The organism is Colwellia sp. M166 (assembly GCF_024585285.1).
Lineage (GTDB): Bacteria > Pseudomonadota > Gammaproteobacteria > Enterobacterales > Alteromonadaceae > Cognaticolwellia.
In genome coordinates, this window is record NZ_CP040755.1 from 1,846,396 (window position 1) to 1,867,238 (window position 20,843).

Consider the following 20,843-nt stretch of genomic DNA (forward strand, 5'->3'; position numbering starts at 1 on the left):
GAATTACCTTAATCGCTCATAGCTATCATTGCCTTTATGTAACATTTGACTGGCTTCATTTCGGTACCATTCTTTAAATAATTTAAATTGTTTACCGGCTTTGATACTACGCGCGACTTTAACGACAATCATCGCCGACAAAGCAATCACAGAGCCGCTAATGAGCAGTTCCTCTTGAAAATTAGCTACACTAAGTACTACTGGAGTCAGCCAAAGTAAATGCCATTTACCAATACTACTACTGATAAAACTATCATTAAATTCTTCAGATGCTAACGCCTGCCAATTACTTTCACTACCGCCTTTAGGGTCAAGGTGAGAGACAAAAATTGACGGTTGAATGTTTTCCCCCCAGCTTTGACCTATCGGCCCAGAATCCTCGGAGCATTGCTCATCAACTAAAGGTTGTTCCGATTTATTCACCCATCCTAAGGAAATAACTTGGCCGGCCTTTAATTTGTCTAGTTGGCAATCAACTAAACGGTATGTCGATTTATGATCTTTTGTATCAATAACATCAACATAATCATAATGTGTTGTCGTCGTACTTACGTTGACATCTTTTACATAACTGTTACCGCGATTAGTAAAACCGGTTGTTTTACTTACGTGTGTTTGCGTAGTTTTATCTTTTTCATGATCATCAATAAAATAATGCTTCCATTGAATTTGCGCATAAACCTTTTTCCCATTACCTTTGGCATTCAAAAACTTTTCATGGACAGTGCCGGCAACAATGTCCTGCAAATTTTTCAACAGTTTTTTACGCTTTACCGTAATACTCGCTTGAGCTAGCATTTCCTTGTGCACTTCTGGGTCTATGCCGATAGTTTGCACTACAGGCTGCAGGTCTTGAGCAACTGAATTTACATGCTTTGATGGTGCACCGCATTTCGGACAAGCCTCAGCTGTTGTACTGATAGTAGCGTCACATTCCCAACAATTTATTAAAGCCATTTAACATCCTATTTATTATTTGATTTGTTTAACCTACATCGACACTTTTCGAGTCGCCCTTATGCTGACAATTCTCTGTGTTGTTGAGGTAAATTTACCTCGTTACTCTGCAGCGTTATAGCTACGAAGTTGACGATAAAAACCGTAATGATTTTTTATAAAGATGTGGAGGAAATTGAATAAAGAGCCTAAATGGTGTTCTTTAAATGGATGTATAAAAACAGGCCCACAAAGGTACTATGAGTGGAGAGGGCTATGTAAAGCCGAAATATAAGCGGCACTGTTTAGCGATTAAAAAAGCTATCAAGCCTGCGACAAAGCCCTTTCAGCCAATAACAGTAACTTTTCAGTTTCACTACTATGACCTTGAGAGCTTATTGCTTTTTTCAATCGTTCGACAAAAGTACTTGCCCGAAGCCTTTGCTCTATCTGTAAATAAGTTTCGATCAACAAAAGTGATAATGGTAATTGCTGCACTATATCTTGCATCAGCAATTCAGATATATCGAGTGTTCTCTCGAGTGCTGTTATCGCTGCTTGGTGTTGTTTTTGATTAAGATAACTTTCAACAATAACTTGTACTAGGTGTAATTTTTCCACGCTGTTGAGCGTGCTTGAGTTCATGATGCTCTCATAACCTTGCATAAGCATAGCCTTAACAGCACTCCGCTCAGCTTGAGTTTGATTAGTATTTTTTTGCTTTAAAATATTTGCTAATTGACTAGCAACCGCTACTGCATGCATTTTATCTCGTTCAGCAAGCTGTGTTTTCTGCTCAGCATATTGCTGAGCGATTAAGGCTAAATTACGCTCTTGCTCAATATTTTCATTTTGCACAGCAAAAGACAGGCTTGCAATAATCAGCACCGCATACACTAACGCAAGTAAAGGCTTTCGTATTAACCACTTTTTAGCTCGCTGCCATAATGAATAATTTACCTCAGTAGGAAAATATTTTAGGGTTTTATGAATGTCTGATTTAAAAGCCGCAACCGTTGGGTAACGGTCATTGACATTTGCCGACATGGCTTTGGTGATTATTTTCGCCATATCGCTCACCATAGCCCAATGTTGGCCGATTGTTATTTGGATATGATCTTGATTAATCACCAATGTTTTAGCTCGGCCTGACTGAATATCTTCTACTAACTCATTGATATTTTTTCGTTCGATATCAAAGGGAGTCTGCTCACTCAGCAAAACATAAAATAGCACCGCTAACGAATATTGGTCAGTTGCTAACGTTAGCATCTGACCAGTTAATTGCTCAGGCGACGCATAAGCAAGACTCAGCGCACGAAGATAACGTTTCACACTGTCATCTTCAGCTTCTTGCTCATTACTGTGCAGCATTTTTGCAATATCAAAGTCGAGTATTTTTACCAAACCATCCTTGTTAACCAGCACATTGCCCGGTTTAATATCGCTATGAGCAATATTAATTAAATGAGTCTTAGTTATTGCATCACAAACGTCTAAAAACAAATGAACTCGCTCTATAAAGTTAAGCTTTTGCTGTTGGCAATACAGATCAATAGGCTGACCAGCCACGTACTCCATCACGACATAATGTAGTCCTGTTGGGCTGGTACCTGCATCATAAACTTGCGTTATATTGGGGTGATTCAGTCTTGCTAAAATTTGGGCTTGGTTATGAACCAATTTTGACCCCACAACATGAACAATTGACGGAAACAAAAACTTGATAGCGACTTGTTGCTGCATCATGCCATCATTACGCTCAGCTAAAAATACAATGCCCATGCCCCCTTCGCCAATAACTTCCGTTAAGGTATAAACGCCGAGGTTGCTACCAAGTAAGTCATCCAACTGTTCATCACCGGTGATATCTTGGGCTTGTTGAGCAATGAGCTCATGCCATTGTGTTTTATCACTATTGCTAAAATGGTTATTAAGCAGTGCTTTCAGCTCTTCTGCCTGTGATGGGTCACTAATATGCTGATTGAAATAACTCACATGTTGATTTTTGGGTAAATCAATAAGCAATGAGAAATGCTCAAATAAGGCAGTTGAGGCCATTTATTGACCTGCTAGCTTATAACAACAAGTTGTATTAAGGATGAAATTAGTTAACATTTTATTTTTATTATCAAGTACTTGTTTATTATCTATAGTTTTATATAAGAGTTTAATTAGCTTTGCAAGCTAAACAAGTGCGTTGTATTAATATGCCTAAGCAGCATCTTAGGTAACAAGTATGCGAATATAAAATATTAAGCCATTAATTTCAGAAACTATGGTGTATATCGCCCATAGTACATCATTAACTTGTCACGGTTATAGTGCCTCAACACCATAAATCGCAAGTAAAATTAAATTCCAGTTAAAACACCAATAGCTTGAGTCATTACCGACGAAGTTTATACAAGCAAAATTAATAGGTTTTACCGTTTATTTTGTATGGAGGGTTATTTGGTCAATTGCTGGTAGGTAATAGAGGACATTGGTACTTTTTCCCCTGTAGTTACTTCTATCGCCTGTGCTTTTAAAATAACTCCTTTTACTTTCAGCATAATAATGGCAATTTTTTCTTTTACAAGCTTTCTAAAATGTACTTCTACCGATAAATTCGTGCCGATTTTTGCCGTTTTAAAACGACTTAAAAAACCGAAGCCGGTATGAAACTTCAACGGTTTATTGACGGCATAAAATTCAACACTTTTGCTTATCGAATGCCAATAACAAGCTAAGTTATAACCCTGATACTTAGTTGATAGCACTAAGGTTTTCATGATGTTAACCTTAATTTAAGCCATGATTTAGCAAAGGCCAAATCTTTTTCTGCACTGGAAGTACTAATCGCAAGAATATCGGAAATTTCTTTAACCAGCAAACCGCCAAAATATTTTAACTGCATACTTTGTGCTTGCCTTGGATATTCAACTTCCATTTGTTGTAGTGCATTACCTAAATCTAACATTTTTTGATCTTGTTCCGAAAATTCAAAAGCCAGTTCTTCACCTATATCATCAAACGTTGTCAATTCCGCTTGCCGTTTTTGCGCGGCATTTTTTCTCGCTTGATCGACTAAAATATTATGAATGGTACGAGCAACCATAATAAAAAACTCTTTGCGATGACGAAAGTACTCGCCATTACTGCTCTCAAGTTTTATATAGACTTCATGCACAATTGCTGTAGTGGAGTTGATATGCTCCTCAATACTACTTTGACCAAACTTATCAGCCACTTTCAATCTTTGCTTTGATGCTAATTTCCGTAAATGATCATAAATAAGTACATATAGATTTTCTTGTGATTGGGCGCTACCTTCAGCCCAGTCAACGATAGCTTGAGTGATATCTTGTTTCATCATGCTTCCATAACGTTATTTGTAAAGGCTTTAAACCAACTTTACATCTTTATTCAATACTTTACTTAGGGTAAGAGTGGATAAAGAGTCCTGTGATTTAAACATACTATGATTGTCAATAAATGCACAGCTACGTTTTCCAGCCCTAAACCCGTAAGTAAAGAGTCACTATTTTTCATAAAGCAATAGAAAACAAAAAGCCTGAATAATTGCTTATTCAGGCTTTTTTCATCATCTTTCTTTACTAAAAAATTAAGCGATAAAACTCTTACTAAAGAGGGATTATCTTTTTGCCAATTTCTCTTTGATACGTGCAGATTTACCTGAACGCTCACGAAGATAGTAAAGCTTAGCTTGACGTACATCACCGCGACGTTTGACTTCAATTGAGTCAACGATTGGGCTATGTGTCTGGAATACACGCTCTACACCAACACCGTTTGAAATTTTACGAACAGTGAATGCAGAATTGATGCCGCGGTTTTTAATTGCGATTACAACACCTTCAAATGCTTGAAGACGTGATTTATCACCTTCTGTAACTTTTACTTGTACAACAACAGTATCGCCTGGGCTATACGCTGGTACATCTTTTTTCATTTGCTCAGCTTCAAGCTGCTTAATAATATTACTCATAATACCTTCTTCCTAGGGTTCACAGTCATCAACAGTATTTTTGTTATCAGCCTTAATGGCTACTAACATTTTTTGCTGTTCCGCTGTCAGAGCTAGGTTAGTTAATAGTTCTGGTCTTCTGGCCCATGTTCGTTCTAATGACTGATATTGGCGCCATTGCCTAATGTGTTCGTGATTACCACTTAACAACACTTTGGGAACGGGCTTTGTTTCGGTTAACGAAACATCCATTACCTCTGGCCGAGTATAATGAGGACAATCCAATAAACCGTCAGAAAATGAATCCTGCTCGGCTGATTGTTGATGTCCTAATACACCAGGCACAAAGCGTGCTACGGCATCAATTACATTCATAGCAGGCAGTTCCCCACCACTTAAAACATAATCGCCGACCGACCACTCTTCATCTATTTCAGATTCAATGAGTCGCTCATCTATACCTTCATAACGTCCCGCTATAAATATCAGTCGGTCATGTTGTGCTAATTCGCGTACACCGGCTTGGTCCAATTTTCGTCCTTGCGGCGACAAATATATAACCTTAGCTTTTTTACCATCAACTTCAGCTACAGCACGTGCAGCAATAATGGCATCTCGTAACGGTTGAACCATCATCAGCATCCCTGGACCACCGCCATAAGGGCGATCATCTACGGTGCGATGTTTATCATGAGTAAAATCTCTAGGATTCCACTTATGAAAGTCAATTAAACCTTTACGAATAGCTCGGCCAGTCACCCCGTACTCGGTAATTGCATCAAACATTTCCGGAAAAAGGCTGATCACCCCAATCCATAATTTGCAGTTACTCAAGTTTAGAAACCTGGATCCCAGTCAACACAAATTTGTTTATCTTCAGCGCTCACCGAAAGTATAACTTGGTCCATTAAGTAAGGTATTAACCTTTCTTTCTTTCCAAAGCCATCCTTAAGATTCGCTTTTACAACCAGTACATCGTTAGCGCCCGTTTCCATTATGTCGGAAACCTGACCTAGATCGTAACCTTTGTCAGTAACTACAGTCATGCCGATTAGATCACGCCAATAAAACTCACCTTCAGGTAAGTCTGATAACGCGTCTTCGCTAACAAATATTTCTGAGCCAACAAGCTTTTGGGCTACGTCACGATCATCAATACCTGCAACTTTAACAACAAGACCATTGTTATGTTTACGCCAATCGGTAATATCTACTGATTGAATCTTATTCCCTAATTTTAAAGACCAAGGGAAATAGTCTAGTATGGCTTCTTGGTCATCTGTGAATGAATGAATTTTCAACCAACCCTTGATGCCGTAGACTGCGCCTACTTTACCTAAGATGACTTCTTTACCAATAACTTCCACAACTAACTCCTAAAACCTACCAATTTAATTTAAGCTGCTTTTTGAGCATCTTTAACTAATTTGGCCACACGATCAGATACAGTTGCACCTTGACCAACCCAATGGTTGACACGGTCTAGGTCTAAACGTAATTTTTCCGCTTGACCTTGCGCTGTAGGGTTAAAGAAACCAACTTTCTCGATGAAACGACCATCGCGAGAGTTACGGCTATCTGCAACAACAACCTGATAGAATGGACGCTTCTTTGCGCCGCCACGAGCTAAACGAATGGTAACCATATCGTCCTCTATATAATTTAAGTGTTAAAACGAATTTTCCAGACATTTCTATCAACTTAGTGACAGAAAAGCTCGCGTATTTTACGCTTTTTTGCTGACAAAGCAACCTAAAGCTAAACTTTACTAGCTTATTTAACAAATTAGTTACCGCGCCTGCAATATAGCTATATAATCCACGCGCCAAACTCGGTGATACTTAAAGCTGCACTATTATTTGTCTTTTCTGGATGGAAAAATCATGACTCAACAAGCAAGCAACAGCACTAAAGGCTTAATGTTAGCGATGATCACCGCCATTATGTGGGGCTTACTACCGTTAGCACTAAAATCTGTTCTAGTTTTGATGGACGCTTATACCATTACTTGGTATCGCTTTGTCTTTGCGGCATGCTTCGTAGCCATATTGCTATCAATGAAACGAAAGCTCCCTAGCACTGTATTACAACAACCAAGCTTAATGAAAAGATTATTTATTGCGGCAATATTGTTGAGTTTAAATTATATATTGTATCTCGCATCATTGTATTTTATTCCGGCAGAAACAGCTCAAATGCTGATCCAAATGGCACCATTCTTAATGCTCATAGGCAGTGTGGTTTTTATTAAAGAAAGTTTTAGTCGCGGTCAAATGGTTGGCTCTTTCGTGCTTATTTCAGGTTTATTATTATTTTTTAACCAACAATTCATTGATAGCAGTAATATTAGCCATGATGATTTTTTAGTTGGCTTTATCATTATGTTCGGTGCAGCTATAACTTGGGCTGCTTATGCCATTATGCAAAAAAAGATGCTGCGCTATTACAGCTCAAATCAAATTATGTGGTGTATTTATTTATTAAGCGCTTTATTTTTCTTACCGCTAGCAAGCCCACAAGAAATAATGTCACTAGATGACACGGCGTTACTACTGTTATTTTTTTGCTGTGCGAATACACTCATTGCTTATGGTACCTTTGCCAAATCATTAGAATATCTTCCGACAGCAAAAGTCAGTGCAACCTTGGCAATAACACCATTACTGACGGTAATCTTTGCCACTATCGCTGAGCAGCTTTGGCCAACAACATTTCAAGCACAACATTTAAACTTACTGGCTTATATGGGGGCTGGCTTAGTCGTGCTAGGCTCAATGCTGACCGCACTTGGTGATAAAATACTCAACAAAAAAAATATCAATACCTTTAAAGGTTATTTAGGCTTTAAAAATAGAAACATCTGATTTACTTGCTAAGGCCATTAAAGAGAAAGTTTATCGAAAAGGCGCAGGTGGTTAAGATTTATTTTCTTTTTTTAATTTAATGATTAGTTCAATATGAGGAATAAGCGTTTCTATTTCATTGATGTGCTCACGTAAAGACTCCCATTGTGCTAACTCGAGTTTTCCAGAGTCTAATATCGCTTTTTTTAGCTCGCCAACCAATGAGTTTTCACTTTGTTGCTCAATAAACTCATTGATATGCAGTAATTCGTCTAAATCTTTCTGACTAATAATTTCTTGTTCCAACACAGTGAGTGCTCCTTAGGCTAACCCGAACTCTGGATAAATTTTCGCAAAAATAATAATACCAATAAGTTTCTTCCCACTCAGTGAAATTTAATAGCTTTGGTATAACACCATAGATTAAGCAATTGCTTTCAGTGTAGTGTAGAAAATAATAAAGGTAGCAATTTGCTACCTTTATTAGTAACTCACGGAGCTAAATGTTCGTGTTATTTAACGGCCAAACATGCCGCCGCCCATTCCACCGCCGCCAGGAGGCATCATGCCTTTCATAGAGCGCATCATTTTTTGCATGCCGCCTTTGCCTGACATTTTCTTCATCATTTTTTGCATCTGAGTAAATTGTTTCAATAATTTATTCACATCTTGTATTTGTGTGCCTGAGCCAGCAGCAATACGACGCTTACGTGAACCTTTAATAATTTCAGGACGCTTACGCTCTGCAGGTGTCATCGAATTAATCATGGCTTCCATGCGTATGGTGACTTTATCATCCATTTGGCCTTTAACTTGCTCAGACATATTCCCCATACCGGGTAATTTATCCATTAAGCCCATCATACCGCCCATACTTTTCATTTGAACTAACTGATCGCGAAAATCTTCTAAATCAAAACCTTTACCGCTTTTAACTTTCTTCGCTAATTTTTCAGCTTGCTTGCGATCAACTTTTTGTTCTACTTCTTCAATTAAAGAAAGAACATCGCCCATGCCAAGAATACGTGAAGCAATACGATCCGGATGAAAAGGCTCAAGTGCTTCAATTTTTTCGCCAACCCCCATAAACTTGATTGGCTTGCCGGTAATATGACGAATTGATAACGCAGCACCACCGCGAGCATCACCATCGGTTTTAGTTAAAATTATACCGGTTAACGGTAAGGCGTCATTAAAGGCTTTCGCGGTGTTTGCCGCATCTTGACCTGTCATGGCGTCAACAGTGAATAGTGTTTCAATAGGATTGATTGCCGCATGTAGCTGTTGGATTTCAGCCATCATATCGCCATCAATATGTAAACGACCGGCGGTATCAACAATTAACACATCAAAAAAGTTTTTCTTTGCGTGATCAATCGCGGCTGTAGCAATATCAATCGGCTTTTGCTTAATATCACTCGGGAAAAAACCAACATCAATTTCTTTTGCTAAGGTTTCAAGCTGTTTAATCGCCGCCGGACGATAAACATCGGCACTAACCACTAACACTTTTTTCTTTTCACGTGTGGTTAAAAATTTGGCCAATTTTGCTACTGAGGTGGTTTTACCTGCCCCTTGCAAACCGGCCATCAATACCACAGCTGGCGGTGCTGCTTTTAGATCAAGTGCTTCGTTAACATCACCCATAGCTGCTTCGAGTTCTTTTTGAACTATTTTTACGAAAACTTGCCCGGGTGTTAAACTTTTCGAGACATCTTGACCAACAGCACTTGCTTTAACTTTGGCAATAAAATCACGAATAACAGGCAAAGCAACATCAGCTTCGAGCAATGCCATTCGCACTTCACGTAAAGTATCTTTTATATTGTCTTCAGTTAGGCGACCACGGCCACTGATATTTTTTAGTGTTTTCGTTAAACGATCGGAAAGATTTTCAAACATAAAGGACTCAAATATTAACTTTGCGCAAAAAATTAACTCTATTATACCCGTACAATTAATTAGCGAAAGTAGAAGTTATGCTTTTAAGATAATGACGATATTTAATCTTACAATGATTGATAAAGAAAAAAGCCAGTATGCAGATCAATAATAGCAAAAAGTTTTATGATAAACTGTCGTTAATGTCATCACTTTTGGATCAAGTGTGAGTACCATCATACTATTTTTTGAAAATTTATTACAACTCAGTGTAGAAGCAAGTCCTTGGCTATTACTCGGTATACTCATTGCAGGACTAATGAAAGCTTGGGTGCCAACTAAAATTTTAAGCCGACATTTAGGACAGGGAAATAAAGCCATTATTAAAGCAGCCTTTATCGGCGCACCATTACCTCTATGCTCATGTGGCGTGATCCCTGTTGCCACTGAACTACGGCGCTCTGGTGCATCGGCTCCTGCCACTTCCGCATTTTTAGTGGCGACACCTGAAACGGGTATAGACTCAGTATCGGTATCCTATGCTTTATTAGGGCCTATTTTCGCTATTTATCGACCTATCAGCGCAATATTCTCGGCAATATTTACCGGCATGCTCGTTGCAACCTCTAACAATGAAGAAAAGATCGACGCTAATACTAATAAAGCAAAAACAACAAATTGTTGTGTTAGTAGTAAGGCATTAGTAGCAACAGAAAAAATTAAGCCAACCAGTAGCGCTTGTTGTACACCTACAGTGAAACAAGAAAACAATAGCATTATCACAAAGACTCTGAGTGGCATTCGTTATAGTACGACACAATTAATTGATGACTTAATAGGCTGGCTAGTCATTGGCTTGTTGTTTGCAACCGTTGTACGCACCTTCGTCCCAAGCTCTTTTTTATTAAGCTATGGTAGTGGCCTACAAGCTATGCTAGTCATGATTGCGCTGTCGATCCCAATGTACATTTGTGCGACAGCCTCTACACCTGTCGCCACAGGCTTTATTATGGCGGGTATATCACCGGGTACCGCATTGGTCTTTATGATGGCAGGTCCGGCAACTAATATATCAACTTTAGGTGTTATCAAAAGTGAAATGGGTAGTGTCGTATTAATAAAATACCTTTTAGGTATCAGTATTTCGGCGGTTAGTTTTGGTTTGTTACTAGACTGGGGCTTGGAAAACTTTAATATCGACATCAGTCAACAAATGCAACACAGTCATGAATTACTACCCTATTGGTTTGGTTTAACTTGTACAGGAATATTAGCCTTTTTAGCTATTAAACCGTTACGTAAACTGTTGATATAAACTAAACAATAGTTATGGAGTCTAGTAGGTATTCTGCTAGAATCGCAACATTAACCAACCGTGTTATGAACAGTTTTTATTTTTTCGGAGCGCTTTGTGGAATTTTCAAGTATCAGTTCTTTTACAGCTTTTGTGTGCTATAGCATCGCGACGCTGTCAATTTTATCGCGTTTATTTCACCCTAAAGGGCCCAATTTAATTGTTACACTGATTTTTGCCTGTTTGGCAATAATTTTTCATGCCTTAAGTAGTTCGCAGTTTTTGTTTACACATCATAACCTGAACTTCTCACTGCCCAATGTAGTTTCTCTAGTTAGCTTAATTATTACCTTAGTTATTTCATTGGCGGCATTACGCTTTAAAGTTAATTTACTTTTGCCGGTAGTTTACGGTTTTGCCGGACTATGGCAACTCAGTATGATTTTCATAACTCCGATGGGTAATATGGAAATTGCCACAGATAAACTCGCTATGCTTAGCCACATTACCTTGGCGCTTATTGCCTACTGTATTTTAGTTATTGCGACTTTATATGCCTTTCAAGTCTCTTACATTAATATGAAATTAAAAAGTAAAAACCTACAAGCAGTAAGCCATTTACCCCCATTAATGCAAGTCGAACGACAATTATTTACCATTTTACTCTTAGGTAGCATCTTCTTATTACTAAGCGAAATACTAGGTTTTATATTTATTGACGGCATGATCTCCAAAGAAAATGCTCATAAAACAATTCTATCATTGCTAGCGTGCGCACTATATTTTGTGACGCTATGGGGCCATTTTAAACAAGGTTGGCGCGGTCAACGAGTACTAATACTGACAGTGATTGCTACTTTCATATTAACTTTGGCTTATTTTGGTAGCCGATTTGTGAAAGAATTTCTCTTATTATAAATTTTAGCGTATAAGTTAACTTTGTATTGCTTTTCCAATTTGGTGTAGTGATACGGTTTAAAAATTAACTAAATATAGGATCCCTTTTTTGGATAACATCTCTACCGATATGCTGTTTGTCGTGCTCGTCATTCTCATATTCATATCAGCCTATTTCTCTGGCTCTGAAACTGGCATGATGTCGATTAATCGTTATCGATTAAAACACTTGGAAAAACAAAATCATAGTGGTGCTAAGCGGGTCAGTAAATTACTGGCAAAACCCGATAAACTAATCGGCTTGATCTTAATTGGCAACAACTTAGTTAATATTTTTGCTACCCTGATCACCGGTATCATTGCCCAAAGACTTTATGGCGATGCCGGCGTGTTTTATTCAGGTTTATTACTCACTTTAGTGATTTTAATCTTTGCCGAGATCACACCAAAAACCTTAGCAGCACTGTATCCCGAGAAAGTTGCTTTTCCTAGCTCATTTATCCTCACTTTACTCTTAAAGTTACTCTATCCATTTGTCATCGCGGTCAATTGGATCACCAACGGTATTTTAGCAATATTAGGCATTAGTTCTGAACAACGAGAGCAACACAGCTTAAGCTCTGAAGAACTACGTACCGTGGTCAATGAATCAGGTGCAATGTTAAAATCCAGAGATCAAGATATGTTAGTCGGGATCCTTGATTTAGAAAATGTTACCGTTGAAGATATTATGATCCCACGTAATGAGCTTGTCGGCATAGATATCAATGATGAATGGAAACGTATTCAGAAAAAGTTAACACAATCAAATCATACCCGTGTTTTATTATACCGCGACAATATTGACGACGTCGTGGGTTATGTTCATATGCGCGATGCTTTAAGACTAGTCTCGAAAGGACAATTCACTAAAGCCACACTGTTACGTGCTGTACGTGAAATTTACTTTATTCCCGAAGGGACACCACTAAATGTGCAACTACTGAAATTTCAACGCGCCAAAGAACGCCTAGGCTTGGTTGTTGATGAATATGGTGATATTCAAGGCTTAGTAACATTAGAAGACATTCTAGAAGAAATTGTTGGTGATTTCACCACGACTATGACACCAACAACCAGCGATGAAGTTAATATACAACCTGACGGCAGCTACTTAGTTGATGGTAGTGCAACGGTTCGTGACGTTAATAAAGAAATGACATGGAGCTTTCCTACTGACGGTCCAAAAACCATCAATGGCTTGATCTTGGAATACCTTGAAGATATACCCGAAGCTAACTTAAGCGTTAGAATATCAGGTTACCCACTAGAGATTATCGAAGTAAAAGACAACATGATCAAAACGGTTAGAATTTTACCCGACTTTTACGATGGTGAAGTCACAGAATCCTAGGTTTTAGGTTTTATAAAATATTTTAAGAAAGACACAGTCGGTATGCTTCAACCGTGTCTTTATACCATTCCCTTTCAATAAGTTCTTAATAACTGGCTTTAGTTGAAATACAGCTTTCACTCTATTTTTAATGCGCTTTGTGGATATAAGTAGCCCTAATGAAAGTTAATAACAAAGTTATGCACAGCTTTAGATCTAAGGATCAAGTTTCCACAATTTCTGTGGATAACAAATGCAAGCCCAGTTGGGATTAGACTTTGTATTTTGCAATCGATTTTTGCAAAAAAATAGAAGTTTTTTTAAAAAAAAATCTTGCTTATTTTCTAGCCCTTATTCGCGCTTGAATTGCTGAAAAATAGTGCAATTATATTAACTTTGGCAAGAACTATGCAGTATTTTATAAACAGAAATTCGTTAATAAATAAAGCTGACTATTGTCACTTTTTGCTGAACTACATTAATAGCAACATTTGCATCAGCACATGAAAAATTTACGCTTGGTGTGAAATCACACCACGACTTTAAGCCTGATGTTTCACTTCCTGCAAGCAGTTATTTGAGGCTAATATTGCCCTAAAGATGATTATAACTATTAGTTAACAAAACCGCCATAACCGCTAAAAGCTTATGGTTTATAGTTGCCAGTGGTATTTTATCTCGGCCCCCTAACTTTTGCCACTCAGGAACCTTTAGCAGCGGTAAATTTCGAACGCATTTTCTAGTCACTGTTGATGCGAAATAAGACGTTAATAAAAATGCTATTTTAGGGGCTGTTATTTTCAGCACAACTGATTATACCAATTCGAATAAGTTTGGTATTAGTTCAAGCAAAGTGCAGCTTTCGAGCATAAAGCAGGCATAAACTCCATTTTATGATGACTTAAAGAACAAAAAGTAGAATAGAACTTTAGCTTCTATTTATAATAGTCTCTATCACTCCTACAACCTCAGCTGACTTTTTTAGATTTAATCCGTCTGGATGTGGTTGAGAAAATTGACCACTGTCGTTATCAAAATATTGACCAGAATGTTCAGAAATACCGCCTTCTAGTGCCATACGTGTTAATATTTTAGCGCCTATACTTAAATCATGTCCTGCAACACCAAAGCCCTCTTTTACCATTTTTGAGGCGAGTAAAGATCCAGGATTAACGGCAATAATTGTTGGCCCTTTGTCGTCAATTTTATCGGCAAGCACTTTGCTCCACATAGTAATGGCCAATTTGCTTTGAGCATAAGCTTCGATATCACTCAGTTTTGTTTTTCCAAGTAATGCTTGAATATTTACAGGCGCTTGAGCGGCCGAAGAAAGGTTGATAATTCGCCCTGAATTCCCAAGCAAAGGTAAAAGTTCTTGGGTCAAGATATATGGTGAAATAGTATTAACAACAAATCGGACATCTAAGCCATCAGATGTCATGGTGTTATTTATCTTAAATACACCTGCGTTATTGATAAGTACATCTAGATTTTTATGTTCATTCTTAATATTACTTACAAGTTTTGCTACATCAGAAAAGACAGATAAATCCGCTAAATAACCGTTGATTCTGCCGGCATTGGCTATTGCAGTCAATAGCTTTTTTACAGAGTTTAACTTTTCAATATTACGTCCATGTATTAATAAATCATGCCCATTAGAAGCTAAAAGTTTCGCTGTTTCTAAGCCAATACCGTCAGTTGCACCTGTGATCAGGATCATTTTTTTCATGTTGTTTTTCCTTAAAATAGTAAAAGTTATGCCGTAAAGTTACGTAGTAAAATCAGGTAGCACTTCATCCGCAATACGTTTAATGTTGCTGGAATATTCAATTGATTAAATCGTAAGTTAAGTGCAACCTGATTTATCCCTATGCTTTCTAACGGGTTTAAATAGCTAATAAGATGCCTAGTGCCAATCCTAAAATCTAGGTGAATAAGTGTTGGAGGAAAGTCTAGATCATCAACTAATACCAAGTTTATTAAGTTTGTTCCCACTCAGTGAAATTTAAAAGCTTTAGAGGCAAGGCATTGATTGAAGATAATACTTATTCCCTTATCGAAATCAATAACACGGCCTATAAGGCTTTTAATTCTCGCTAAGTGGTGTATTCATTAATTCAATTGGTATAATACTGCATGGCGTTCACGTAAATCGTCATGCAGATCGCCTAAGTAAAGCATACGTGTTGGCTTAGCCGCCGCAATCCAAGCAATATCTTCAAATGTTGTATCTAACATGAATAATTCCTTAAATATCTACCACGACTTTCCCCATGCCTTGGCCACTTGCAAGACGATCGTGTGCTTTACCTGCTTCTGCTAAACTAAAGCTTTGCTCATCTAACACTGGGCGTAAAGCACCAGCTTCGGCTATTTCAGTTAAGGTGTTAAGAATCTGAGCATGGGCTTCACGTTTATAGTTATGCAACATAGGGATCAACATAAAGACAACATGCAATGAAAGTCCTTTAAAGTGCGCTACGCTTAAATCTAATTCCACCATAGCAACCGTTGAAGCAACATGGCCGTTTAACGATGCTGCGTTAAACGAATTGGTCATATTTTCGCCACCAACAGAATCAAATATCACATCAAAACCATTACCAGCGGTATGTTTAGCAACGTACTCTTCAACGGTTTCGCTTTTGTAATTTATGCCTGTTGCACCAAGCGCTTCAATTAAAGCTAGTTGCTTATCACCACCACCAGTAGCAAAAACATTAGCCCCCATGTAGTTAGCGAGTTGAATAGCGATATGTCCAACGCCTCCTGAGCCACCATGTACTAATACATTTTGACCTTTGCTGGTATTTGCACGGGTTAATCCTTCATAAGCGGTAATACCTACCAAAGGCATTGCAGCCGCTTCACGCATGGTTAAGTTTTTCGCTTTTCTAGCGATTAAATTAGCATCCGCCACTATGTACTCTGCCAAGGTGCCTGGTAAATCGCCTAAGCCACCAGCACAACCATAAACTTCATCTCCCACTGAAAACTGAGTAACACCTGTACCTACCGCTTCAACGATTCCGGCAAAGTCCATTCCTAATACTGCAGGTAATGGTGGCGCAAGCGGTAAATCATCCCCTATTAGGCGTATCATAGTATCTACCGTGTTTACACTGCTTGCTTTAATATTAACTAAAACATGGCCCGATTTAATTTCAGGCTTTGTTATCTCGGCCATTTCAAATACTTCTGAAGCGCCAAAACTTTTTATGATCATTGCTTTCATCAGCTTTATCCTTTTTGATTAAGTCATTAACTAATAGACGTTATTTAATAAAATAAGTATATTTACTATTAATTAATTTGATAATAGCTTTAAATAAAGAATCACTTTATAGTTTCTATTGATAATCATGAATATTCAACATCTTAAACTTTTTATTAGAATCGCAACCACTCATAACATTAGCTTAGCGGGCAGTGAATTAAGATTATCTCCAGCCGTTGCTAGTGCTCACATCAATAAATTAGAAGCCGAATTGGGGGTAAGGTTAATTCATCGCACCACTCGAAAAGTGTCACTTACTGAAGAAGGCAAAGCCTTTCTTCCACATGCTGAAGATGTGATCTCAAGTATTGAAGCAGCACGAGCTTCAGTTGGTGCGGGTAACGCATTTCCCAGAGGAACACTACGTGTTGCAGCGCCAGCTTCTTTTGGACGAATGCATATACTGCCTGCGTTAACAAGTTTTCTAGCCTTATACCCTGATTTACATGTTGATTTAAAGCTTTCTGATACTATTGTTGATCTAGTTGAAGGTGGCTTTGATATCGCCATTCGCAACTCTGCATTGAAGGATTCGAGTTTAATTGCACGAAAGTTAGCTCCAGATAGTAGAATATTATGCTCATCACCAACCTATTTAGCTAAAAATGGCGAGCCTAAATCTCCAGAAGCGCTAAATTCTCATCAATGCATTACCTTAATCGGCTTGGATGACTGGCCGTTTCATACGCCAAAAGGACAAGTAAATATTAAGGTTAAAGGCGCTTTAAGAACCGATAATGGGGAAGCTGTAAGAGATGCTTGTATTAATGGTTTAGGTATTACCATCAGCTCTAAATGGAGTGTTTATAAACACCTGCAAAATGGCGAACTCATACAAATACTGAGCGAATATCCTATTGCTACTAATACCGCCATTTGGGCTGTTTATCCTAGCTCTAGGCTACTTGCCCCAAAAGTGAGAGCCTTTATTGATTACTTTACCGAATATTTTGGCGATATCCCTTACTGGGAGTGAACTATTTAGAAGTATTTCTCTTCCAGTTAATATGCTTTTAAAACTGACCTGAATTTACAAAATAAGAGGGTTAGTGCTAGAGAAAAGTACTTGCAATATAGCTAGCCTTGGCACAGAAGACATAAACATGAGGATAGCTATTCTCACAATACCGTTAGTAAGCAAAATAAAATATCAATATCAGCTACTAGCTATAATAGTTTTCGACTGCTGCGTTAAGTGAAACTTACAGCGAAAACAAATAAGTAGTGGCCAATATTGGGAAGAGCAAGAGGCTAAAATTTATTTACCTCTTGCTTACCTTCATTAGTCACCAAAAAACAACCGCCACAACCAACCATGATTTAATTCTTCTTCGCAACTTTTCAGCTGACTACTATAACGTTTAGCTCTATTATCAACTTTGCGAGCTACCTTGACCAACCAAGCCTTTTTCTTATAACTTTTACGTTTAAAGCCACCCCAACCTTCGTGGTAGTTTAAATACTGCCCGTAGGCATCCCATTTAGAGACTTTATTAATTTTTTGAGTTTTAAAAATAAACCAACCCATAAAGTCGATAGCATCTTCAAAGTCATCACGATCGGCTCCAGAGTTACCTGTTTCTCTAACGTAATCTTTCCAAGTCATAGTTTTTGCTTGTGAATAGCCATAAGCACTACTAACACGTCCCCAAGGAATAAACCCTAGCAAATAGTCCTTAGGTGGTAATGCGCCAGCTTTAAATGAGCTTTCTTGATACATCATACTCATTGGCACATGAATTGGCACTCCCCAACGTTCTCGCACCTCTTTGGCAGCAAAATACCAACTTCGATGTTCACGAAAAATTTCACATAAATTTTCAGGGTTTTTCGGAGGACTGGTTGCACAACTCGATAACGTTAAGCAAATTAACATTGAAATAATAAGGGTTTTAAAAAAAGTCATGGACGCCGTCAGTTAATTTTGAGTAGCAATATCATGCCAGAATATTTACAAATTTTCAGGTTAAAGTCGTAATTTATTACACATTTTATCGCAATGTTTACTCTATTTACGCCCAACTCAATCACCAAAGTTTCGCTACGATTAAAATGAAAGTACTACTCCAATCACGGACTATTGTGACAAAACGGATATTAATTAATACTCACAGCATCTCAGAGAGTGTATTTCCTTCAAATAGATAAAAATATATTACTGTGCTGGGAACTAATTTTACTCTCTGTACTCATAGTATGTGAGAGAGTTGTTCCCCTGTAGTGTTTTATATTGTAAAGCCCATTTATTATTAAATAAATGGGCTTTTTTTTACAAGAATTTCTTTTGTTGCGCTAATAAATTTAAGGTTTTTAAAGACCAGAAAATCACTTATCTGAAGGCTAATTGCCATTAAAGTCATAACAAAAGTAAAATTATAATTTATGAGAATAAAAAAACCGCATAAAAAATGAACTATAAAAACAAATACCGGTCAGATAACTTGAAAGCAAAACCTCCCTGGACTGCTTTCTTATTATTTGCAGCGCGTTGCCCTAACGCGCTTTTTTTTGCTTAGTGTTTACTAAATACTAGCAAATACTCACTCTATTACCTTAAAAGATTAATTAGGCAAAATAGTCTTGCAAAAATGCATCAAAGTCTAACGTATCGCTTAGCTCAATGTCAGATTGCTTTTGTAATGACTCTGCCACCGTATTGGTGAAATATTCATCACTAAATTCTTGGTAGTCCTGAGCCAAAAGCTGTTGGCGATAATCAGTTGCTTTGCTTAGGGCTGATTTTGTTAACGATTGATTGTTATTAACAACACCCGCGAGAATTTTTGCCGACGGCGTTAAACTACTATCATTAATCTTTGCCGCTTCAGCCGCTAAAACTTTACTGTAAAGCTGACTTTCATTGGCTTGATCCAATAAAGTGGCAATATCAGTCATTTTAGCAAAAATTTCACCACCCCATTGCTGTACAGATTTATCCTCAGCATTATCACGTAACAGCAACTTAGGATCGCGGCCGCGGATCACAATAGCATCCATGTTCTCTTCACTAATACCTTGTTCTTCACAGCTAAGTCTCGGGCTATCTTCGAGCATACAGAAAGTAAGAAACGTATCTAAAAATCGAATTTGTTCAACATTAATCCCGGTAGCAGAAAAAGGATTCACATCTAACGCTCTAACTTCAACATATTCAACGCCACGATTTTTTAACGCTTGCGATGGTTTTTCGCCGGCTTTGGCAACACATTTAGGACGAACCGGTGCATATAGTTCATTTTCTATTTGTAAAACATTACTATTCAGTTGCTGGTACTTACCATTAACTTTAAGGCCTATTTTTTCAAATTTTTTCGATGGTAAGTTTATCGCACTTCTCACGCCATCTAAGTAACCGGATAAGTTGTTATAACAAATCTGTAAAGACGACTGTTCACTATTGGTATAACCCAAATCACTCATTCGTAGCGAAGTCGCATATTCCAAGTACATATAACCTTTATCGGTTCTTTTAAACGGTAAATCTGTCGGTTTATTTTTTAAAAACGATCCACAAATAGCAGGTGAACTGCCATACAAGTATGGGATAAGCCAACAAAAGCGTTTGTAGTTTCTTAATAATGCAAAATATTTATCCGAAATATAATCATCTAACGCATCGGTATTTTGCTCAATAGTTTGCAACGATTGAAAAAAGCTTTGTGGAAAGGAAAAGTTAAAATGAATACCTGAAATAACTTGCATCATACTGCCATAGCGATTTTTCAAACCTTGACGATAAACCGTTTTCATTTTGCCAATATTAGATTTACCGAACTGCGCGAGTGGTATTTTATCATCATCATCAACAAAGCACGGCATACTCATAGGCCATAATAGCTCGCCATCAAGCTGGCTTAAGGTAAATTTTTGCACATCTTCTAATTGCGCAATAGCAGTTTCAGGGCTATGGCTCACTGGGGTAATAAACTCCAGCAAGGTTTCTGAATAATCAGTGGTTATATTAGGGTGCGTTAACGCAGCACCTAAGCGCTCACTGTGTGGTCGTTCCGATAAGCGACCTTCTGGTAAAACTCGCAGCGCTTCACGCTCTATACCCCGACCAAACTGGCTCAAAGAAGTGATATGCTTTTCTTGAGCAAAAGCCGCGATATATTCGTTTAATGATAATGTCAAAATGATTCCTGATGTTTTACGCCAGTGAGTAACTGTTATTTAAGGGTGAAAGCTGAATTTTCAATGCCTACCATGATTTATTATTATGTAAATATCAGCTAGGTCAAACAAATAAAGTATAAGCAAAGGTGTCAGCAGTTAAAACTCGCTTTAAATTCGCTACCTTACACTGATAAAATATAGGTGATTTCACGGTATTTATCTCTGTTTGTCATCAATATTGCTTTAATTATATA

General features: G+C 37.8%; 20 protein-coding genes. 5 read left to right on the forward strand and 15 right to left on the reverse strand.

Annotation, left to right across the window (positions count from 1 at the left end):
- Positions 1–3: 3 nt before the first annotated feature.
- The 8 genes from FGD67_RS08360 to rpsP all read right to left on the reverse strand — a co-directional run bounded on the left by FGD67_RS08360 (position 4) and on the right by rpsP (position 6,551).
- A complete protein-coding gene (locus FGD67_RS08360) occupies positions 4–957 on the reverse strand; it encodes a DUF2703 domain-containing protein (RefSeq protein ID WP_257174580.1) in 954 nt (317 codons plus the stop codon).
- A gap of 303 nt (positions 958–1,260) precedes the next feature.
- Positions 1,261–2,997, reverse strand: a complete 1,737-nt coding sequence (locus tag FGD67_RS08365) for a serine/threonine-protein kinase (protein WP_257174581.1) — start codon at positions 2,995–2,997, stop codon at positions 1,261–1,263.
- 389 nt (positions 2,998–3,386) lie between these two features.
- On the reverse strand, positions 3,387–3,710 hold the full coding sequence (locus FGD67_RS08370; RefSeq protein ID WP_257174582.1) for a hypothetical protein: 324 nt from the start codon (positions 3,708–3,710) through the stop codon (positions 3,387–3,389).
- Positions 3,707–4,294 (reverse strand): ECF-type sigma factor, encoded by a 588-nt coding sequence (locus FGD67_RS08375; protein ID WP_257174583.1) that lies wholly within the window; start codon positions 4,292–4,294, stop codon positions 3,707–3,709. Before FGD67_RS08375 ends, FGD67_RS08370 begins: the two co-directional genes overlap by 4 nt.
- Before the next feature lie 279 nt (positions 4,295–4,573).
- The gene (gene rplS / locus FGD67_RS08380; RefSeq protein ID WP_077286256.1) at positions 4,574–4,927 is read right to left on the reverse strand and encodes a 50S ribosomal protein L19; all 354 of its coding nucleotides are present in this window, start codon (positions 4,925–4,927) and stop codon (positions 4,574–4,576) included.
- Positions 4,928–4,939: 12 nt separating this feature from the next.
- On the reverse strand, positions 4,940–5,740 hold the full coding sequence (gene trmD, locus FGD67_RS08385) for a tRNA (guanosine(37)-N1)-methyltransferase TrmD (RefSeq protein ID WP_257174584.1): 801 nt from the start codon (positions 5,738–5,740) through the stop codon (positions 4,940–4,942).
- Positions 5,741–5,742: 2 nt separating this feature from the next.
- The gene (gene rimM / locus FGD67_RS08390; RefSeq protein WP_373567863.1) at positions 5,743–6,273 is read right to left on the reverse strand and encodes a ribosome maturation factor RimM; all 531 of its coding nucleotides are present in this window, start codon (positions 6,271–6,273) and stop codon (positions 5,743–5,745) included.
- Between the two features lie 29 nt (positions 6,274–6,302).
- Positions 6,303–6,551: a 30S ribosomal protein S16 gene (gene rpsP / locus FGD67_RS08395; protein ID WP_077286254.1), complete on the reverse strand. Its 249-nt coding sequence runs from the start codon at positions 6,549–6,551 to the stop codon at positions 6,303–6,305.
- Between the two features lie 238 nt (positions 6,552–6,789).
- Here rpsP and FGD67_RS08400 point away from each other — a divergent pair, with 238 nt between their 5' ends.
- Positions 6,790–7,770, forward strand: a complete 981-nt coding sequence (locus FGD67_RS08400) for a DMT family transporter (protein ID WP_257174585.1) — start codon at positions 6,790–6,792, stop codon at positions 7,768–7,770.
- 51 nt (positions 7,771–7,821) lie between these two features.
- Here FGD67_RS08400 and FGD67_RS08405 read toward each other — a convergent pair whose 3' ends face one another.
- Positions 7,822–8,058 carry a hypothetical protein gene (locus FGD67_RS08405; RefSeq protein WP_257174586.1) on the reverse strand — a complete coding sequence of 79 codons (237 nt, stop codon included), beginning with the start codon at positions 8,056–8,058 and terminating at the stop codon, positions 7,822–7,824.
- A gap of 207 nt (positions 8,059–8,265) precedes the next feature.
- A complete protein-coding gene (ffh, locus tag FGD67_RS08410; RefSeq protein ID WP_257174587.1) occupies positions 8,266–9,651 on the reverse strand; it encodes a signal recognition particle protein in 1,386 nt (461 codons plus the stop codon).
- A 205-nt stretch (positions 9,652–9,856) separates the two neighbouring features.
- On the opposite strand from ffh, the gene FGD67_RS08415 reads away from it, so the two are divergent.
- The 3 genes from FGD67_RS08415 (at position 9,857) to FGD67_RS08425 (ending at position 13,214) form a co-directional block, all read left to right on the forward strand.
- Positions 9,857–10,945, forward strand: coding sequence for an SO_0444 family Cu/Zn efflux transporter (locus tag FGD67_RS08415; RefSeq protein WP_257174588.1), 1,089 nt, complete (start codon positions 9,857–9,859; stop codon positions 10,943–10,945).
- Between the two features lie 96 nt (positions 10,946–11,041).
- Positions 11,042–11,842, forward strand: a complete 801-nt coding sequence (locus FGD67_RS08420; RefSeq protein WP_257174589.1) for an inner membrane protein YpjD — start codon at positions 11,042–11,044, stop codon at positions 11,840–11,842.
- Positions 11,843–11,930: 88 nt separating this feature from the next.
- Positions 11,931–13,214: an HlyC/CorC family transporter gene (locus FGD67_RS08425; RefSeq protein WP_257174590.1), complete on the forward strand. Its 1,284-nt coding sequence runs from the start codon at positions 11,931–11,933 to the stop codon at positions 13,212–13,214.
- A 907-nt stretch (positions 13,215–14,121) separates the two neighbouring features.
- On the opposite strand, the gene FGD67_RS08430 is transcribed toward FGD67_RS08425, so the two are convergent.
- The 3 genes from FGD67_RS08430 to FGD67_RS08440 form a co-directional block, all read right to left on the reverse strand.
- Complete coding sequence (locus FGD67_RS08430) at positions 14,122–14,925, reverse strand: SDR family NAD(P)-dependent oxidoreductase (protein WP_257174591.1); 804 nt, start codon at positions 14,923–14,925, stop codon at positions 14,122–14,124.
- A gap of 383 nt (positions 14,926–15,308) precedes the next feature.
- Complete coding sequence (locus FGD67_RS08435) at positions 15,309–15,434, reverse strand: hypothetical protein (protein ID WP_257174592.1); 126 nt, start codon at positions 15,432–15,434, stop codon at positions 15,309–15,311.
- A gap of 10 nt (positions 15,435–15,444) precedes the next feature.
- Positions 15,445–16,431, reverse strand: a complete 987-nt coding sequence (locus FGD67_RS08440; RefSeq protein ID WP_257174593.1) for a zinc-dependent alcohol dehydrogenase family protein — start codon at positions 16,429–16,431, stop codon at positions 15,445–15,447.
- 127 nt (positions 16,432–16,558) lie between these two features.
- Between FGD67_RS08440 and FGD67_RS08445 the strand changes: the two genes are divergently transcribed.
- A complete protein-coding gene (locus FGD67_RS08445; protein WP_257174594.1) occupies positions 16,559–17,449 on the forward strand; it encodes a LysR family transcriptional regulator in 891 nt (296 codons plus the stop codon).
- Between the two features lie 306 nt (positions 17,450–17,755).
- On the opposite strand, the gene FGD67_RS08450 is transcribed toward FGD67_RS08445, so the two are convergent.
- Positions 17,756–18,379 (reverse strand): hypothetical protein, encoded by a 624-nt coding sequence (locus FGD67_RS08450; RefSeq protein ID WP_257174595.1) that lies wholly within the window; start codon positions 18,377–18,379, stop codon positions 17,756–17,758.
- 659 nt (positions 18,380–19,038) lie between these two features.
- Positions 19,039–20,607, reverse strand: a complete 1,569-nt coding sequence (gene gshA, locus FGD67_RS08455) for a glutamate--cysteine ligase (protein ID WP_257174596.1) — start codon at positions 20,605–20,607, stop codon at positions 19,039–19,041.
- Positions 20,608–20,843 lie beyond the last annotated feature (236 nt).

Coding starts and splice junctions, on each gene's coding strand:
- FGD67_RS08435 (WP_257174592.1), bottom strand. CDS start 15,434: ATGTTAGATACAACATTTGAAGATATTGCTTGGATTGCGGCGGCTAAG.
- FGD67_RS08450 (WP_257174595.1), bottom strand. CDS start 18,379: ATGACTTTTTTTAAAACCCTTATTATTTCAATGTTAATTTGCTTAACG.
- rplS (WP_077286256.1), bottom strand. CDS start 4,927: ATGAGTAATATTATTAAGCAGCTTGAAGCTGAGCAAATGAAAAAAGAT.
- rpsP (WP_077286254.1), bottom strand. CDS start 6,551: ATGGTTACCATTCGTTTAGCTCGTGGCGGCGCAAAGAAGCGTCCATTC.
- FGD67_RS08430 (WP_257174591.1), bottom strand. CDS start 14,925: ATGAAAAAAATGATCCTGATCACAGGTGCAACTGACGGTATTGGCTTA.
- FGD67_RS08370 (WP_257174582.1), bottom strand. CDS start 3,710: ATGAAAACCTTAGTGCTATCAACTAAGTATCAGGGTTATAACTTAGCT.
- FGD67_RS08360 (WP_257174580.1), bottom strand. CDS start 957: ATGGCTTTAATAAATTGTTGGGAATGTGACGCTACTATCAGTACAACA.
- FGD67_RS08445 (WP_257174594.1), top strand. CDS start 16,559: ATGAATATTCAACATCTTAAACTTTTTATTAGAATCGCAACCACTCAT.
- FGD67_RS08400 (WP_257174585.1), top strand. CDS start 6,790: ATGACTCAACAAGCAAGCAACAGCACTAAAGGCTTAATGTTAGCGATG.
- FGD67_RS08375 (WP_257174583.1), bottom strand. CDS start 4,294: ATGATGAAACAAGATATCACTCAAGCTATCGTTGACTGGGCTGAAGGT.
- ffh (WP_257174587.1), bottom strand. CDS start 9,651: ATGTTTGAAAATCTTTCCGATCGTTTAACGAAAACACTAAAAAATATC.
- FGD67_RS08365 (WP_257174581.1), bottom strand. CDS start 2,997: ATGGCCTCAACTGCCTTATTTGAGCATTTCTCATTGCTTATTGATTTA.
- FGD67_RS08440 (WP_257174593.1), bottom strand. CDS start 16,431: ATGAAAGCAATGATCATAAAAAGTTTTGGCGCTTCAGAAGTATTTGAA.